This is a genomic window from Companilactobacillus nodensis DSM 19682 = JCM 14932 = NBRC 107160 (assembly GCF_000615905.1).
Taxonomy (GTDB): Bacteria; Bacillota; Bacilli; order Lactobacillales; family Lactobacillaceae; genus Companilactobacillus; species Companilactobacillus nodensis.
The window spans coordinates 93,498-110,479 of record NZ_BAMN01000001.1 but is presented as its reverse complement, the minus strand read 5'-3'; the positions used below and the strand labels follow the sequence as shown (position 1 = coordinate 110,479).

Genomic DNA, 16,982 nt, shown 5'->3' with positions numbered 1-16,982 from the left:
TGGGAAGGAGAACATTATGGATTCAAACAAATTCATCTTAAATCTAAAGGACTTGCAAGAAAAAGACGCACCTTTTCTAGAAACTATCTTTTCAATCGCTAATGGGCACTTCGGTGTTCGTGCCAGCAATCCTATTACCGACGCCGAAAACTTTGACACCTTGGTCAATGGCTTCTACGAAAAATCACCAATCCATTATGGCGAATCAGCTTATGGGTACGCCAAATTCAATCAAACAATCGTCAAAGTAACTAACTTACGCCATATCAAGGTCACTAATACCGACGGAATAGACTTCAATCGTTCTGAACTGATCTCCATGAAATTGAATATGAAAAATGGGACGTTAACTGAGGATTACCACTTATTCAACACAGTAAACGATGAAATAAGAATGGAAATAACTTCATGTATTAGCCAGCACGACCGTAATTGGTATAGCATCTCATACAAATTCACACCTATTACCTATCATGCAAACTTACCATCAGTAAGACAGTCCTCTTCGACACCACAGCTAAGGTACTCAATTCCGGAGATCCACGTAAATCAAACATTTCATATCCATTATCAGTTTATGGAGAACGTCAAAAGTACAACTCATACAACTGTATTTTAGCCACAAAACAGTCTAACTTGACCGTTCCCTTTACGCTTCGTACCGCTAACAAACAAGATCAACTGATCAACATGATTGTTGATATCAACGACTCGCCTACCGTTCCTTATATCATTGGTATAGGTGATATTTCCAAAACTGGTGACGTGGAATCACTGTCCAAGCACTCAATCAAAGATATCAATATCGATGCTCAAGAATTCTGGGCCAATGTTTGGCAAAACTCTGAAGTAACAATTGATGGCGCACCGCGACTTAACACCGCCTTACTCTATAATATCTTCCAACTCAATCAATCAGCTGGTAAGGATGGTAAAACTAGCCTGGCTGCCAAAGGATTAAGTGGAACTGGCTATGAAGGACATTACTTCTGGGACACCGAAACTTACGCTCTGCCATACTTCTCATACACATCGCCTAAGATTGCTAGACGTATCCTCAAATACCGTTACAGCACCCTTCCACAAGCAAAGAAACGTGCTGCTGAACTCGGCGTTAAAAACGGTGCTCTGTTTGCTTGGAGAACTATCAACGGAGAAGAGGCTTCTGCCTTCTTCCCTGCTGGAACGGCACAATACCATATTGACGCTGACATCGCCTACGCGGTTGATCTATATTGGAAGTCCAGTGGCGACTTTGATTTTATCGAAAAATACGGATTTCCTATAATCCTCGAAACCGCTAGATTCTGGGCCTCATTTGGCAATTGGAATGGTGACAAATTCGAGTTCTGGTCAGTAACTGGTCCAGACGAATATACTGCACTAGTAAATAATAATTACTATACAAATCGCATGGCAAAACATAATTTGGCCTTGGCAAAGAAATACGCCGACATGTTAGTCAAAATTCATGACGTTGACCTGACTCAATACGGAACAAACATTGATGAGATACTTAACCTTAACCAAATTTCCAAATCAGTTTATTTACCATTCGACAAAGAAAAAGAAATCAATGCGCAAGACGACAGTTTCTTAAGTAAACCACTCTGGCCATTTGACGAAGTACCAAAAGATAATTATCCACTACTTCTGCACTACCACCCGTTGACCATTTATCGTTATCAGGTGGCCAAACAGGCTGATGCAATACTAGCAGAATACCTATTTCCTGATGAGATTTCTGACGAACAACTCAATCGTGAATATGACTACTATAATGCCGTCACGACGCACGATTCTTCATTATCTAAGTCAATTTTTGGAATTATCGCTTCACGTTTGGGCAAGCCCAGCGTGGCTTTCGAAGCATTCCAAGAATCAGCCTTTACCGACTTGTTAAATAAACACGGTAATACCGAAGATGGCCTACATGTCGCCAATCTTGGTGGTAGCTGGCTATCAATTGTTTCAGGATTCTCAGGCTTGAAATTGTACGATGACAAAATTTCGATTGAGAATCACGTACCTGAACAGATTCAAGGATTCACTTATCATATTATGTATAAGAATAGTTTGTTAAAGATCACCTTGAATCACGATTTCTCCAAGGTAAAATTAATGAACGAAATTCCTGCACAAGTTGAATTGTGCGGAACTGAAGTTATTTTGAATAAAGATAAGGCTGAAATCAAGATTGAAAAATAAAAACAAGCGTTGGGATTTTTCCCAGCGCTTGTTTTTTACGATACAAAAAGACCCCGTCCAACTGACGAGGTCAATTCATTTTGAAGTGGTAAGATGAAATCCACTGTAGTTTTCATCAACTTCTTATTTATCATTTTACTGTAAATCTGAATCTGAATCTTGCTACCGTAAAAACAAATCTTACTACTAACACTTGTTCGTTCAACTAAGGATCCTAGCAAATCATGTATTGAGCTTGCGCGACTACTATATTTAAGTCGATTTTATGTTAACTTTTGTTGCTAGTCCCAAAATGCCGTTGAACCGTACTACTCTAATTCTTCGTTGCTCTTTATTAATCCTACCAGCTCCTAACGGAAACAGTTAAAACTTTTTAATTAGCATCAAATTTTTTAGGGCTACAGTTCCGGGCATTTCATCTTTACCACGTCTATAATATAGCATTACCCGAAAGCGTTTGCAACATTTTTAATTAACCTTTTTGTATAATCTTTCACTTTCTTTTATCTCACTTAAATAGAACTTATCATGAACATCTTCCAGCTTAGTTATACCAGCGTTTTCAAGTTCTTCAGAAAAGATAGTTTCGTAATCGGGAACACTAATTTTTTGACGATTATTTAATTCTTCTTTAATAAATTCACTATCTAAATATTTATCAAATCCAGCAACAACTTCAGCACTATAGATTTCTCCAACAGCACCTGATCCGTAGCTGAACAACATTAGTTTCTCATCAGGCTGAACATTTCCATTGACTAAGTAAGAAATTAGTCCCAAATACAATGATCCCGTATAGAGATTTCCAACATTACGACTGAATTCGATACTCTTTTGGTAATGTTCTACTAATTTATCATAATGTGCGGCTGGAATTTGACCATCAAGTGTACGTAATGCCTTCATTCCCATCTTGGTATAAGGAATATGGAACAGCATCGTATCAAAATCTTCTGCTGTCATATCATATTTTTCTTGGAATCTCTTCCAAAGTGTTGTAAAAAATTCTACATATATTTCATTTGAATACTTACCGCGAGCAAAAGCCGTCTTTGAAAATGTTGGACGCCAAAAATCACCGACATTACGCGACATATAAACAGATTTATTATCAAGCTTCAAAATATGTGGATTTTGACTAACGATCATCGACACCGCACCTGCACCTTGAGTAACTTCACCAGGAGTCTTAATACCATACCTAGCAATATCGCTAGCAATGACCAGTGCCTTCTTATCAGGGTTCATCGCTACAAAGTTATAAGCCATCTGTAATCCAGCAGTGGCTCCATAACAAGCTTCTTTGATCTCAAAAGCACGAACATCTTCTGGCAAATCTAATAGATCCATCAAGAAAGCTGAAGTAGCTTTTGATTCGTCAACACTGCTCTCAGTACCGACGATAACCAGACCAATATCATTACGATTATCATCATCCAAAACCTTATCGCTGCTTCAGCTGCCATTGTTACAGCATCTTGATATACATCTGGAACAGCTTGTTTGGATTGACCAATACCAATTGTGAATTTATTAGGATCAACATCACGTGCCTCAGCCAATTCAACAATATCGATATATTTCTTCGGTGTATAAAATCCTAGTCTATCAATACCAACATCCATTATTTATTCCTCAATTCCTTTAGAACTTTTTTTGCATTATCTAATGAATAATTTTTTTGCTTATTCAATTCCTTCGCAACTAAGCCTATTTCATTACCAATCGCTCCAGCTGTAACCGCTAAGGACTTACTCTGTAAACTCATATGTCCAGCCTGAATACCGGTCGTTACCAGTGCGCGTAACGCTGACAAATTATTGGCCAAACCTACTGCACCGATCACTGCACGTAATTCTTTACTATCAGATATCTTCATAATTGCTAGACTCAATTGCGCCATTGGCATTGAACTGATGGCTCCACCAACACTACCGATTTCAACCGGCATGACAAGTTCCCCATGAAGTTTCCCATCGATAATTTTCCAATTACTCAACGGCTGATAGACACCAGTCTGACCAGCAAATTCTTGCGTTGCCGCCTCTTGAGCACGGAAGTCATTTCCCGTTGCTAAGACAACAGCATCCACGCCATTCATAATTCCCTTGTTATGAGTCACAGCTCTTTTGACGGACACTTGCGCAAACTTAGTCAGCATAACGATTCGCTCAGCTACTTCTGAACCAGGCATCGCTTTTGTCTGCAATTGATCAAAGTCAACATCTGCCCGAACCGTGACTAACTGTCCCGCTCCACTATTTGACAGAATACTACACAATACATCACGGCCGGTTATAGTAGAAACCTCTTTCGAAGTCTTTTCCAAAATTGTATTAACAATATTGGCCCCCATAGCATCGACTGTATCTACGCCTATTTCTAGTTCGATCATCTTATCGTATCTGTGAAATTCTAAAGAACGAACACCACCGCCACGTTTGATCAAGCTTGGATGCGCATCATCGGCAAATTGGATGATATCATCGTGCTTTTGCTTCAATAGATCCAAAGTATCAGACTTAACTGATTCTAGAACAATTTGACCATAGACAATATGGTCGCTAACTGTCACCGTGAAACCACCACTATTACGAATTCGCTTAGCGCCATTTGAAGCAGCAGCAATTACCGATGGTTCTTCAATCGACATCGGAACAAGATAATCTTTGTTATTTACGGTGAAATCTGTCGCAAATCCGTAAGGCAGGCCAAACATACCAACTTGATTCTCACTCAGACTATCTGCCAGTTCTTCTGACAAAGGCTTGCGTGACTTCAACAAATCAGTCTGTTCATTATTAATATAATTATTCTCTAGCAAATAATTAATACGTTCTTCATCGGTTAATTCATATAATTTCATGATAATTTAATTCCCAATGCCATACCCATACCGCCACCGATACAGATTGAAGCAATACCTGTCTTCTTATCCGTACTTTGCAAAGCATTGATAAGTGAGACAATCAACTTAGCACCAGTGGCACCCAATGGATGTCCGATGGCAATTGCTCCACCATGGATGTTGACTTTGTCAGCTGGCAGATTGAGATCACGCGTTACGGCAACCGCTTGTGAAGCGAAGGCCTCGTTGATCTCGAACAAATCAACCTTATCCAAATCAGTATCATATTTGTCAGCATACTTATTAATTGCATAATAAGGTGCATAACCCATGAAGTTAGGATTGATTCCAACTTCAGTATAACCAGTGATTTCTGCGACATACTTGAGTCCAAGCTCTGCAGCTTTGGTCTTAGTCATCATGATCAAGGCAGCAGCACCGTCATTCAATGGTGAAGAGTTACCAGCTGTTACTGATCCACCTTCCTCAAAAGCAGGCTTCAAAGTTGCCATTTTTTCTAACGTGGTATTAGCACGAATGGACTCATCCTTGGTGATCTGTTCACCATTGACTTCAACTGGTATAATTTCCTTTTCTAATTTATCAATTGAGGCAGCAGCCTTTTGTTGTGAGGCAAAGGCAAATTGGTCTTGTTGTTGTCTAGTTACAGCATATTTCTGAGCAACATTCTCGGCTGTAATACCCATGTGCTTATTATTAAAGGCATCCCACAAGCCATCACGGAACAAAGTATCACCTTGTTCATCACTTGCTTCCAATTTACCAACTCGCTTGGCGTAAAAGGCAGCGTTAGACATGCTTTCCATTCCTCCGGCAACGATGACATCTGCATCCCCTAAAAGCAAAGCGTTGGTTGCTTCATGGACTGCTTTCATCCCCGAACCACAGACTTGGTTCAAAGTCATGGCTGTTGATTCAACCGCTGCCCCAGAATTAATAGCAATTTGTCTAGCAGGATTCTGGCCTGCACCAGCTTGATAAACATTTCCAAAGATGAATTGATCGACTGATTTAGGGTCGATTTTATTCGCCTTAAGAAGTTTTTTAACTAACTGCGTACCGAGCTCAACCGCTGATACATCAGCAAATTCTCCACGGAACTTACCAATGGCAGTTCGCTTAGCATCTATAATTACAACTGAATCCATAAATTTGTACCCTCTCATTTGGTAGAATTACTCTAAGCTTTAATAATAATTTATCTGATGAAATAAAACAATGAAAATGATGGTGTTTATCTTATGAGAATCATTGATTTAATCTTATTGCTAAATGACTTTAATCGAAATAATCGTGTCTTCGTCGAAATTGATAAACAAAAACTGGCAGTCGTTGACCTTGAAGTAACAACTGACGGTGTCTATCTCAAGACCTCCGACAAATTAAAAGGAATCAAAAACTGGGAGTTTCTTTTGCTTCTCAACAAAAAAGATTATTACGAATTACCTCTATATTATGACGACAAAAAAAATCACCACCAACTCTTTGGGTTCAGAGTCGCTGATGATTGTATTTTATTAGGTTAGACGTCTACGTCAGAAAGTAATGAGCCTGCTGTGGGACCGACTTCAGCCAAAGTGCGGTCTGAAGCCTCGTTTTTGAACTCTGCATAAAACCGCAGATTTCAAAAATCGTCCTGTGCTGTAAGAACGGAAAAACACCGTTCAACAGCACCATCACTGCTGGCTCAATACTTTCCACTCCGACTTATGTAAATCCTATCTATTTTAAAAAACAAAAATAGCTGGAGGTTGAAAAAATTTTACCAGCCGTGAAGGTGGCGAAAGCCACAGGACAAGCTTTAAGATTTGCGAACTATGCAAAGCTTAAAGTTGAGGTCCCAGACCAAGGCTGGGACCGGTCCCCACGGCAGGTAAAATATTTTTCAATCGGAAGCGGAAAGTAAAAGCCTACTTACCAGACTTCTTATCCTTGCTATCTTCAGCCTCAAGCTTCTTGCTTAAGTCCAAAATGTACTTTCTCAATTCATCCTTAACTTCTGGGTGAGTCAATCCATATTCAATATTTGTCTTAACATAACCGAACTTATTACCAACATCGAATCTTTCACCCTTGAACTCGTGAGCAAATACTCGTTGAACTTTGTTCATACGATCAATAGCATCTGTCAATTGAATTTCATTACCAGCACCTGGTTTTTGAGTCTTCAATAGATCAAAAATTTCAGGTGTTAATAAGTAACGTCCAATGATAGCTAGATTGCTAGGTGCATCTTCAACTTTTGGCTTTTCAACAAAGTTCTTAACATTGTACAACCCAGGAGCATGTTGACCTTCTGGATCAATAATACCGTACTTAGAAACATCCTTATCAGGAACCTTCATAACGGCAATTGTTGAAGCATGTGTCTTCTCATAATCGTCGATAAGTTGCTTTGTCAATGGAACCTTGTCAGTCATCAAATCATCACCAAGCATAACTACGAATGGTTCGCCTGAAATAAATGATTGTGCTTGAGCAACAGCATCACCCAAACCATTTGGATGAGCCTGACGACTGTAATACAAGTTAACTCCAAGATCAGTAGTATCTTGGACAACTTTCAATAGGTCAGTTTTATTCTTTGATTCAAGATTTTGTTCCAACTCTGGAGCAGCATCGAAGTGATCTTCGATAGAACGTTTATTCTTACCAGTGATGATCAAAATATCTTCGATACCTGAAGCCTTAGCTTCCTCAACGATAAATTGAATTGTTGGCTTGTCAACGATAGGTAACATTTCCTTGGCCAATGCCTTAGTGGCTGGTAAAAATCTTGTTCCTAATCCTGCTGCTGGAATGATGGCTTTTCTTACTTTCATTACTTATCTCCTTGTTTGTTATTCTCATACATCCTCAGATATGTACTCAAACGCCCAGTGTTCTTACGCAGATATGGACCCTTACTTGCCTCCGCAAATCCAACATTAACGGCATTTCCAAATAGGAATATTGTCACTGACATGTTGATCCACAATAGGAAAATAATAATAGCTCCAATCGTACCGTAATTATCCCATGCTGATCCAAAATACTTCAAATAGTATGAGAACAATTGCGATAGGATCAATATTCCTGCGGTAGTAATAATTGAGCCTAATAATACATAGTGAAGTTTTAATTGAACATTAGGTAAAAAATAAAATAAAGCAAAAACGATCAAGAACATTATAACAATAGCCAACGGCCATTTCCATCTCATAAACTCATCTAATGCGGTTTGTAATGCCTTGACTTCAATCAGACTTATTAGCCAATTCAGCACTGTCTGACCAAAGGTAAAGACGATAACCACTGCTACAGCAATAACTATCAAGAAAAACGTCATGATGAATGCCAAACCACGCCTGATAATATAGTTCAAAAACGTCTGATTGACGAACAAACTATTGATATCCAATCCGTATGCCTGATTCATCGAAAGTTGTGCTGTGTTCAATCCACGAGACATTGCCCAAAGCGCCACAATAATACCGACTGACAAGATACCGGTGTTGGAACTGGTAATAACTTTTTCGATAACCGGTATAAATGTATTGTGCAAATTCTCAGGCAAAATGAATTCCACATAAGAAACAACTGTTGGTCTATCCAAATGCAATAATGGAATTAAATTTCCCACAATAATAAAGGCCGGAAATAAAGACAATAGTAAATAATACGTAACAGCCTTAGAGGCCATAGGTATATTGGCATCCCCCACAGCCTGCGTAATGAATTTCACTAGTCCCACGAACTTTTTATAACGTGGAATATCTTGCGCAAACACGGGTACCGTTTCATTTTTATTTTCGTCCATTTACTCCACCATTATTTCAATCGATATTTAGCGTCAAATTCAGGGTCTTGAGATGTAAGAATCTTAGGACCATCCTTTGTAATAGCAATTGTGTGTTCATATTGCGCTGAGTTTGAACCATCAGCTGAAACAAAGTATTCCCAGCCGTCGGCTTTGACAAACTTATCCTTGATCTCCCAAGTACCTAAGTTGACCATTGGTTCGATCGTAATGGTCATACCTTCACGTAAGCGAAGTCCTTGTCCTGGTTCACCGTAGTGAGGAACATTAGGAGCTTCATGCATTGTAGGCTGGATACCGTGTCCGATAAGATCACGAACATCACCCATGTGTTGTTCATCTTCAACATAATGTTGAATGGCATAACCAATGTCACCCAAACGGTTACCAACAACAGCTTGATCGATACCTAAGTATAGAGCCTTGTGAGTAACATCCATTAAATGTTGGTCTTCAGCTGAAAGAGTTCCAACAGCATATGTCCAGCAAGAATCACTTTCGTAACCATTCAAGTTGACAGTCATATCAACCTTTAGAACATCTCCGTCTTTTAGGATCAGGTTCTTACGGGGAATACCATGAGCAACTTCATCATTAACACAGACACAAGTTGCATACTTGTAGCCCTCAAAGCCTTTTTCAGATGGTCTCCCACCGTGTTCAGTTATATATTTATCAGCGAATTCTTCGATTTCCATTGAAGAAATTCCTGGTTTGATGATATCTCTTAATCCGATATGAACGTTGGCAAGTAGTTCGCCAGACTTTCTCATACCTTCTATTTCACGTGCAGATTTTAATGTAATCAACTTTTGCATTTCCCTTCAAAAAAAAATAAAGTCGCTTATATTATAACATTGTCCGGTATTTTCATTTAGATAGTTGTTTATTTTTGCTATAATATCCCAAGAATGTAAATTGAGAGGCATTGATATGACAAAAGTAAAAATCGTTTATGCTAGTATCACCGGTAACGATGAAGATATGGCATACGTCCTAACAGAAAAATTTGAAGACTTGGGCATGGACGTTGACATGAGTGAAGTCTCACAGACTGACGCTTCAGATTATGAAGATGCTGATATCTGTGTGATGGTCAGTTATACATACGACGACGGTGTTGTCCCTGAAGAGGCATTAGACTTTTATGATGACATGAAGGACTTAGATCTAACTGATAAGATCTACGGTTCTTGTGGTTCTGGCGATCACTTCTATGAAGATTTTTGTCGTGCCGTCGATGAATTTGCGGATGCTTTCGAAGAAGCTGGAGCAACCAAAGGTGCTGACCCTGTCTACGTTGAATTAGCACCTGAACAAACTGATGTTGACAATCTAGATAAATTTGCGGAAACAATTGTGGCAAAAGCTAAAGAAATGGATGACTAAAAATGGATTTCATTAGAAAACATCGTGACTTTGCGGTGTACTGTCTATTTGGATTTCTTGCGTCTATTATTAATATCATCATTTTTGATGTTTCACATAATAACTTTGGCGTTCCTCTATGGATTGCCAACACGATTGCTTGGTTCATCTCGAATGTCTTTTCGTTCTTTGTAACGAAGATATTTGTTTTTAAAACCGAAATGGGAAGCTACAAAAAAATGTTCAATGAAGGAATATACTTCATCGTTTCAAGATTGTTCTCATTGCTGTTCGATGACGTGTTCATGATCGTAGCGGTCTTGATCTTCCCATTGAACAATATTCTCATCAAAGCAATCGACCAATTAGTTGTTGGGTTATTCAATTACTACTCATCCAAATGGATATTTAATTACAACAATCGAAATATTATCGAGAAGATCAAGCAATTCAGGATCTCTCAAAAAAATAACGAAAAAAAAGAGAGTGAAGCTAAGGAAATTTAACCTTAGCTTCACTCTTTTAGTTTGCTTATTCAAATTCATCTGGCTTAACGTCTGTTTGTCCAAAATGGAAACTGATTGCATCCATGATTCTGTCAGATGCATTACCGTCACCATAAGGATTCTTGCATTTGCCATACGATCATATTCAGCCTTGTCTTCAATAAGACGATTCATCTCACGTTCGACAACTTCTGAGTCAGTACCAACCAACTTCAAAGTCCCGGCAGTAACACCTTCTGGTCGTTCTGTAGTATCACGAAGAACTAACACTGGCTTACCTAATGAAGGTGCCTCTTCTTGAACACCACCTGAGTCAGTCATAATGAAGTAACTCTTCGATGCCAAGTTATGGAAGTCAACAACATCCAATGGGTCAATCAAGTGAACACGATCAACATCACCTAAGATATCCTTGGCTGTCCTTTGAACAACTGGATTCAAGTGAACTGGATAGATAAGTTCGATATCATCATGCTTCTCAACCACACGCTTCATTGCATTGAAGACTTGCTTCATTGGCTCACCCTGGTTCTCACGACGATGCATTGTAATCAGGATCATCTTCTTATCTGGATCAATAATATCCAAGATATCGTGATGGTAATCCTTATGTACAGTACTACGCAAAGCATCGATAGCAGTATTACCAGTAATGAAGACATTGTCTCCATTGTGATTTTCTTTGAGCAAGTTAGCCTTACTTTCAGTAGTTGGAGCAAAGTATAAGTCAGATAAATCATCAGTCATTTGACGATTCATTTCCTCTGGCCATGGAGAATACTTATTCCAAGTTCTAAGACCAGCTTCAACATGTCCAATACTTGTCTGGTGATAGAAAGCCGATAGAGCCGCACTAAAGGTCGTTGTTGTATCACCGTGAACAAGAACGATATCTGGTTCTTCTTTTTCGATAATACTATCTAACTCTTTCAATACCAATCCAGTGATACCACTGAGAGTTTGACGTTCCTTCATAATATTCAGATCATAGTCTGGTTTGATCTTAAATATTTCAAGAACGGAATCCAACATCTCACGATGTTGAGCTGTCACGACGGTAACAGTTTCAAATCGATCACTATTTTGTTTTAATTTCAATACTAGTGGAGCCATTTTAATTGCCTCTGGTCGTGTTCCAAAGACTGTCATAACTTTGATTTTTTTCAAATTAATCACCTCAATAACCTCTTCAAATTATATCAGAATAGAAATACTTTATATAGGTGTCAACACAATCCAATATTATATAGATATTTTCTGAAAAAAATTGCTATAATTAAATTCATGATGATAAATACACCAATGCTTTTAATTCTAAGTACTCTCACGACATTACTGGCATTTTTCCTAGTGATGGCAATTTACAATACATTTATGAAATCCGACAGTAAGAAATACTGGTGGTTTATTTTATTAGGGCTTGTAATCCTTTATATAATAGCTTTTGCGGTCTATTTTCATATCAAAGGTACACCTTTACTGTAAATACTTTTACAAAAAACATATGAATTCGTTAAGATTTGAGTTAAAATATCAATTGTATTCAAAGATGAATTTATTGGAGGATTATCGATGGTTTTAACAAACGGTAACGAAATTTTCAACAACGCCCGTAAAGGCAAATATGCTGTTGGTGCTTTTAACATCAACGACTTGGAATGGACTCGTGCTATTTTAGCTGCAGCCCAAGAAACAAACACACCTGTCTTGGTTCAAACATCAATGGGTGCTGCTAAGTACATGGGTGGTTATGAACTTTGCCTACACCTAGTACAAGACACAATCAAGTCAATGGGTATCACAGTTCCAGTTGTTATGCACTTGGATCATGGTAACTATGAAGCTGCTAAAGAATGTATCGAAGTTGGTTACAACTCAGTTATGTTCGATGGCCATGACTTACCTTTCGACGAAAACCTTGAAAAGACAAAGGAAATCGTTAAATTAGCTCACGCTAAAGGTATTTCTGTTGAAGCAGAAGTTGGTTCAATCGGTGGTACAGAAGATGGTATTACTGGTCTTGGTGAATTAGCTGATGTTGAAGAAGCTAAGACACTTAACGCTACTGGCGTTGACTACCTTGCTGTTGGTATTGGTAACATTCACGGTGTTTACCCTGACAACTGGAAAGGTTTAAGCTTTGATCGTCTAGAAGAATTAGCTGCTGAAATCTCAACACCACTTGTTCTTCACGGTGGTTCAGGTATCCCTAAGGAACAAATCGTTAAGGCTATCTCAATGGGTATCTCAAAGGTTAACGTTAATACTGAATTACAACTATCATTTGCTAAAGCAACACGTGAATATATCGAAGCAGGACATGATCAAGATGTTGATGCTAAGGGTTATGACCCACGTAAGTTACTTGCACCTGGTACAAAGGCTATTACTGAAACAACTAAGGAACGTATTGACTGGTTCGGTACACCTTCACTATAATATTTACTTTAAGAGAGATGTTTATCATCTCTCTTTTTTTATGCCTTGTTTAGAATTGGTATAGTTATGATCAAAAATATTTACTGAAAGTACCAATTGTGAAAATATTTTTTAAATATCTTTATCACAACTTCACTATTATATCAGTTATCACAGGCCGGACACTTGTGAAAGTAAATTGTAAATATGTTTTGATATTGTGAATCAGTTCTAACCCTGTTATACTATTCCCATAAAAGGAGAGCAATCTCCGAAGTAAGGAGGTCCTGCGATAATATTGGTATACTCAACAATTTTATCTACGCCCACTCTGCTTCCTAATCTAGCCTCCCTGGAAAAACGAAGCGTGGATAAAGATTCGTAATAGAAATATCCCCCACAGTTTTAAAAGAAACAAACCCCTAACAAAAAAGAATCCTAAGATATTTGCCGTCTTAGGGTTCTTTTTCTATTCCAAATTCATTGCTATTCTTGCCACACGACTCATCTTATCCACCGTCCACTTGGGTTCCCAAACTAATTTGATATTGCAACGGTCAATACCTTCTACCGATATTGCTGCCTTATCAATTGCTACTTTTAAATAATCACTAACTGGACACCACATATGAGTTAACGTCATGGTAATTTCACATACATTATCTTTGATCTCTACGCCATAAATCATTCCTAAGTTGACGACGTCAACTCCTAGTTCTGGATCAACTACACTTTGTAGGGCGCACATGATATCCCCCGCTCGCTGATCGGCTACATCTATTTGTTTATCCATATTTACGACTCCCTTCGGAATATGAATCGTATTTGCTATCACTTTCACAATTTTAATATATCATCTTTTTTATGAATTTGTATAGTTAGATACAAAAAAGGACAATTTTTTTCACAAAAATTGTCCTAAAATTATTCATATCAAGTTTTATTGGTTCACAATACCATAATCCAACTTATTGATTGCTAACTGTGCAACCAAGTTAAGGTAATTCCATGGATTGTCATAGTATGGTTGGAACATCATATCTACGAATGCCAAATCATCAATTGTATTCTTGTTTTGGATAGCGATTGAGACAGCATTGGCTGATTGAGTAACTTCATGCTTACTGAAGAACTGAGCTCCCAAGATCTTTCTAGTATCCTTGTCATAAACCAAGAAGATACTTAATTTTTCATTGGTTGGCATAAAGTCCGGACGGTAATTAGCATAGTACTCTACTCTATCCGCATTGATTCCAGCAGAAAGAGCATTGTGCAAGGTAATACCCGTTGAGGCCAATGTGTATCCAAACAATTGCATGGCAGTTGATCCTTGAGTACCCATGTACTTTTGAATGTTGCCAAAAACATTTTTACCAGCAAGTGTACCTTGACGTACAGCGTTTGAAGCTAGTGGAATGTATAATGGCTTCTTCGTTGGATTGAAGTTAACAGCACAAGCATCCCCGGCTGAATAAATATCAGGATCTGATGTTTGCACGTATTCATTGATGATCAAAGCATTACGACCATCCATATCAACTTGGCCCTTCAATAATCCAGTATTGGCATCAAAACCAGTACACATAATAACCAAGTCAGCCTTGTGTGTATCCTTGTCGGTCTTAATAGTAATTTCTTTGCCATCTTCGAACCCTTGTACACGTTCGTTCAAATAAACATGTACGTAATGATCCTTTAACAAGCCAATAATCTTGTCTGACAGTGGTTTATCAATATAGTTCTTCAAGATTTGACCACCAGATTGGATCAAAGTTACTTCGTGAACTGTGTTGGCATAACTCTCAGCTAATTCAACTCCGACATAACCACCACCAACGATGGCAATGCTTTGATAGTTTTTAGCTGACTCATAGATATTCTTAGCTTGTTCATAATTCTTACAATACAAGATACGAGGACTGTCAATACCATCAATATTTGGGGTACTTACAACCGAACCAGTTGTCATGATCAACTTATCATATTTATCCTCAAACTCTTTACCAGTCTTAAGATCTTTAATGACCATCGTCTTAGTTTTAGCGTCGATTTTCTCAACACTATGTTGCATTTTAACTTTTGCACCAAGTTTTTCAAGTGTACTTGGATCCGCATAAAACATATCCTCAAGTCTATCAACAATACGACCTAAGTACAAAGCAATCCCACATGACAGAAATGAGATGTTATCTTCACGCTCATATACGGTAACATCTGTGTCAGGATGATCTTTCAAAATCTGCTCCACTGCAGCTGTACCAGCGTGTGTACAACCAACAATAATAACCTTCAATATGTGCCTCCCTATAGGACTTTTTAATAGACTATTTTTTACTCAGTTAACTAAAAGTCTTTAGTATTAAAAATAACATACTTACAACTTCTATTTTACTAAAATGTCCTAATTTATGTGAATACTTTCTTAAATGAATTATAGTTTAATTCTACACCTTGTAACTACCATTTTTGATAAATTCATTTATCAAAAAATGAATACACAAATGGAATATCTCAAATATTCTAATATTATGTTGTCTAATATCATAATACACTACAAAGATTTTGAATATTAGAGTAAAATAATTTAAATTCAACAATTGAAAGCAGGAATAATATGCTAAAAATTAATTACTCGACAGATCTATCTTCAAAGACATATCAAGACGCCTTAAGCATTCGCAAGGAGGTCTTCATTAAAGAACAAAACGTTGAACCTGATATTGAAATAGATGGTGAAGATTCTTGCACTCACGTAACGATTTACATGGATGGAACTCCTGCCGGAACGGCTCGCTATTATCCAACCGACGACAATGGAGTTCACATCCAACGTGTCGCCGTACTCAAGGATTTTCGCCACCAAGGAATTGCATCGATCCTACTCAAAGATATTATTGACAAGGTTACAAAAGAAGATTACCACTATGTCATCTTAGGAGCACAGGATCATGCTCAGGACTTCTATATACAACTTGGATTCAAGGTGATCGGCGAGCAATACCGAGAAGCAGGAATCCTGCATCATGATATGGAACTCATATTGCAAGAATAAAAACTTATCTTATTGTATAATAGAACGATAAGCAATTAGTTTTAGGGGGAAGCCTATGTACAGATATTTCATTCAACCGCAATTGAACAAATACACCAATACGTTGATCGGTTATGAATTGTTAATGAAGAAGAAGACTCCAGAAGGATGGCGTCCACCTTTACACTTTTCCGATATTCCATCACACATTATGGCAGAAGTCTTGATTGCCACAACTAAGCGCCTGTCACTAAAGATCGGCTCGGTATCTGTTAATATCAACCGAACACAATTGATGAACCCAGAAGTAAGAAAAGCTATCATTAAATCACAACTTCAACTCCGTCCATTAAAGTTAGTCGTTGAGCTCACTGAAGAACCTGGCGATGAAAAATGGACCAATGAAGAAATGATCCCATTAATTAAGCAATTCATAGACTATGGTATGGACTTCAGTCTTGACGATGTTGGTACCGGGGAAAACAAATTAGAACACATTAAGCCATTAATACCAATGGCTTCGGAAGTTAAATTTGCACTACAAAACTTCAAAGAGAAGTTTCGTGATCCTAACATTGAGGATAAAGTTATTTTTTGGCGTGACTATACCAACAAAAATAACCTCCGTCTGATACTTGAGGGAATCGAAAATCCCGAAGACGATCAACTTGCGGATACATTACAGATAGACTTACGCCAAGGATACTTCTACGGCAAGCCTCATCTGCTCAAATTAAAAGAAGACGATGACGTTTTCGATCAAAAATAACCATTTTGGAAAAT

General features: G+C 38.0%; 17 protein-coding genes and 1 pseudogene. 8 read left to right on the top strand and 10 right to left on the bottom strand.

What is annotated here, in order from left to right; genetic code table 11:
- The first annotated feature begins 16 nt into the window (after positions 1-16).
- Complete coding sequence (locus tag JCM14932_RS14010; protein ID WP_034542271.1) at positions 17-619, top strand: hypothetical protein; 603 nt, start codon at positions 17-19, stop codon at positions 617-619.
- A 17-nt stretch (positions 620-636) separates the two neighbouring features.
- The gene (locus tag JCM14932_RS14005; protein WP_051528040.1) at positions 637-2,208 is read left to right on the top strand and encodes a glycosyl hydrolase family 65 domain-containing protein; all 1,572 of its coding nucleotides are present in this window, start codon (positions 637-639) and stop codon (positions 2,206-2,208) included.
- A gap of 468 nt (positions 2,209-2,676) precedes the next feature.
- On the opposite strand, the gene JCM14932_RS14000 is transcribed toward JCM14932_RS14005, so the two are convergent.
- Genes JCM14932_RS14000 through JCM14932_RS00470 form a run of 4 tightly spaced genes read right to left on the bottom strand, consistent with a single transcriptional unit; the run spans position 2,677 to position 6,225 of the window.
- A complete protein-coding gene (locus JCM14932_RS14000) occupies positions 2,677-3,648 on the bottom strand; it encodes a hydroxymethylglutaryl-CoA synthase (RefSeq protein ID WP_268870351.1) in 972 nt (323 codons plus the stop codon).
- Positions 3,558-3,833 carry a hypothetical protein gene (locus JCM14932_RS17345; RefSeq protein WP_268870350.1) on the bottom strand — a complete coding sequence of 92 codons (276 nt, stop codon included), beginning with the start codon at positions 3,831-3,833 and terminating at the stop codon, positions 3,558-3,560. Before JCM14932_RS17345 ends, JCM14932_RS14000 begins: the two co-directional genes overlap by 91 nt.
- The gene (locus tag JCM14932_RS00475) at positions 3,833-5,074 is read right to left on the bottom strand and encodes a hydroxymethylglutaryl-CoA reductase, degradative (RefSeq protein ID WP_025023122.1); all 1,242 of its coding nucleotides are present in this window, start codon (positions 5,072-5,074) and stop codon (positions 3,833-3,835) included. The genes JCM14932_RS17345 and JCM14932_RS00475 overlap by 1 nt, the downstream gene beginning before the upstream one ends.
- On the bottom strand, positions 5,071-6,225 hold the full coding sequence (locus tag JCM14932_RS00470) for a thiolase family protein (protein WP_025023121.1): 1,155 nt from the start codon (positions 6,223-6,225) through the stop codon (positions 5,071-5,073). Before JCM14932_RS00470 ends, JCM14932_RS00475 begins: the two co-directional genes overlap by 4 nt.
- Positions 6,226-6,318: 93 nt before the next feature.
- On the opposite strand from JCM14932_RS00470, the gene JCM14932_RS00465 reads away from it, so the two are divergent.
- Positions 6,319-6,603, top strand: coding sequence for a hypothetical protein (locus JCM14932_RS00465; protein WP_025023120.1), 285 nt, complete (start codon positions 6,319-6,321; stop codon positions 6,601-6,603).
- Between the two features lie 384 nt (positions 6,604-6,987).
- Here the strand turns inward: JCM14932_RS00465 and galU are convergent, their stop codons facing one another.
- From galU to map, 3 genes are read right to left on the bottom strand one after another with little or no spacing between them, the layout of a single operon-like run.
- Complete coding sequence (galU, locus tag JCM14932_RS00460; RefSeq protein ID WP_025023119.1) at positions 6,988-7,899, bottom strand: UTP--glucose-1-phosphate uridylyltransferase GalU; 912 nt, start codon at positions 7,897-7,899, stop codon at positions 6,988-6,990.
- The gene (locus JCM14932_RS00455) at positions 7,899-8,876 is read right to left on the bottom strand and encodes a YihY/virulence factor BrkB family protein (protein ID WP_025023118.1); all 978 of its coding nucleotides are present in this window, start codon (positions 8,874-8,876) and stop codon (positions 7,899-7,901) included. The genes galU and JCM14932_RS00455 overlap by 1 nt, the downstream gene beginning before the upstream one ends.
- A gap of 11 nt (positions 8,877-8,887) precedes the next feature.
- Positions 8,888-9,685: a type I methionyl aminopeptidase gene (map, locus tag JCM14932_RS00450; protein ID WP_025023117.1), complete on the bottom strand. Its 798-nt coding sequence runs from the start codon at positions 9,683-9,685 to the stop codon at positions 8,888-8,890.
- Between the two features lie 124 nt (positions 9,686-9,809).
- Between map and JCM14932_RS00445 the strand changes: the two genes are divergently transcribed.
- Both JCM14932_RS00445 and JCM14932_RS00440 read left to right on the top strand, forming a co-directional pair.
- On the top strand, positions 9,810-10,265 hold the full coding sequence (locus JCM14932_RS00445) for a flavodoxin (protein ID WP_025023116.1): 456 nt from the start codon (positions 9,810-9,812) through the stop codon (positions 10,263-10,265).
- A gap of 2 nt (positions 10,266-10,267) precedes the next feature.
- A complete protein-coding gene (locus JCM14932_RS00440; RefSeq protein WP_025023115.1) occupies positions 10,268-10,750 on the top strand; it encodes a GtrA family protein in 483 nt (160 codons plus the stop codon).
- Between the two features lie 25 nt (positions 10,751-10,775).
- Here the strand turns inward: JCM14932_RS00440 and wecB are convergent.
- Positions 10,776-11,917: pseudogene (wecB, locus tag JCM14932_RS13995) on the bottom strand (non-hydrolyzing UDP-N-acetylglucosamine 2-epimerase).
- Between the two features lie 405 nt (positions 11,918-12,322).
- On the opposite strand from wecB, the gene fba reads away from it, so the two are divergent.
- Positions 12,323-13,189, top strand: coding sequence for a class II fructose-1,6-bisphosphate aldolase (fba, locus tag JCM14932_RS00430; RefSeq protein ID WP_025023114.1), 867 nt, complete (start codon positions 12,323-12,325; stop codon positions 13,187-13,189).
- Between the two features lie 448 nt (positions 13,190-13,637).
- On the opposite strand, the gene JCM14932_RS00425 is transcribed toward fba, so the two are convergent.
- Both JCM14932_RS00425 and JCM14932_RS00420 read right to left on the bottom strand, forming a co-directional pair.
- A complete protein-coding gene (locus tag JCM14932_RS00425; RefSeq protein ID WP_025023113.1) occupies positions 13,638-13,961 on the bottom strand; it encodes a metal-sulfur cluster assembly factor in 324 nt (107 codons plus the stop codon).
- A 147-nt stretch (positions 13,962-14,108) separates the two neighbouring features.
- Positions 14,109-15,461 carry an FAD-dependent oxidoreductase gene (locus JCM14932_RS00420; protein ID WP_025023112.1) on the bottom strand — a complete coding sequence of 451 codons (1,353 nt, stop codon included), beginning with the start codon at positions 15,459-15,461 and terminating at the stop codon, positions 14,109-14,111.
- A 321-nt stretch (positions 15,462-15,782) separates the two neighbouring features.
- On the opposite strand from JCM14932_RS00420, the gene JCM14932_RS00415 reads away from it, so the two are divergent.
- Both JCM14932_RS00415 and JCM14932_RS00410 read left to right on the top strand, forming a co-directional pair.
- Positions 15,783-16,220 carry a GNAT family N-acetyltransferase gene (locus JCM14932_RS00415; protein WP_025023111.1) on the top strand — a complete coding sequence of 146 codons (438 nt, stop codon included), beginning with the start codon at positions 15,783-15,785 and terminating at the stop codon, positions 16,218-16,220.
- A gap of 55 nt (positions 16,221-16,275) precedes the next feature.
- Positions 16,276-16,968, top strand: coding sequence for an EAL domain-containing protein (locus tag JCM14932_RS00410; RefSeq protein WP_025023110.1), 693 nt, complete (start codon positions 16,276-16,278; stop codon positions 16,966-16,968).
- The last annotated feature ends 14 nt before the right edge of the window (positions 16,969-16,982 follow it).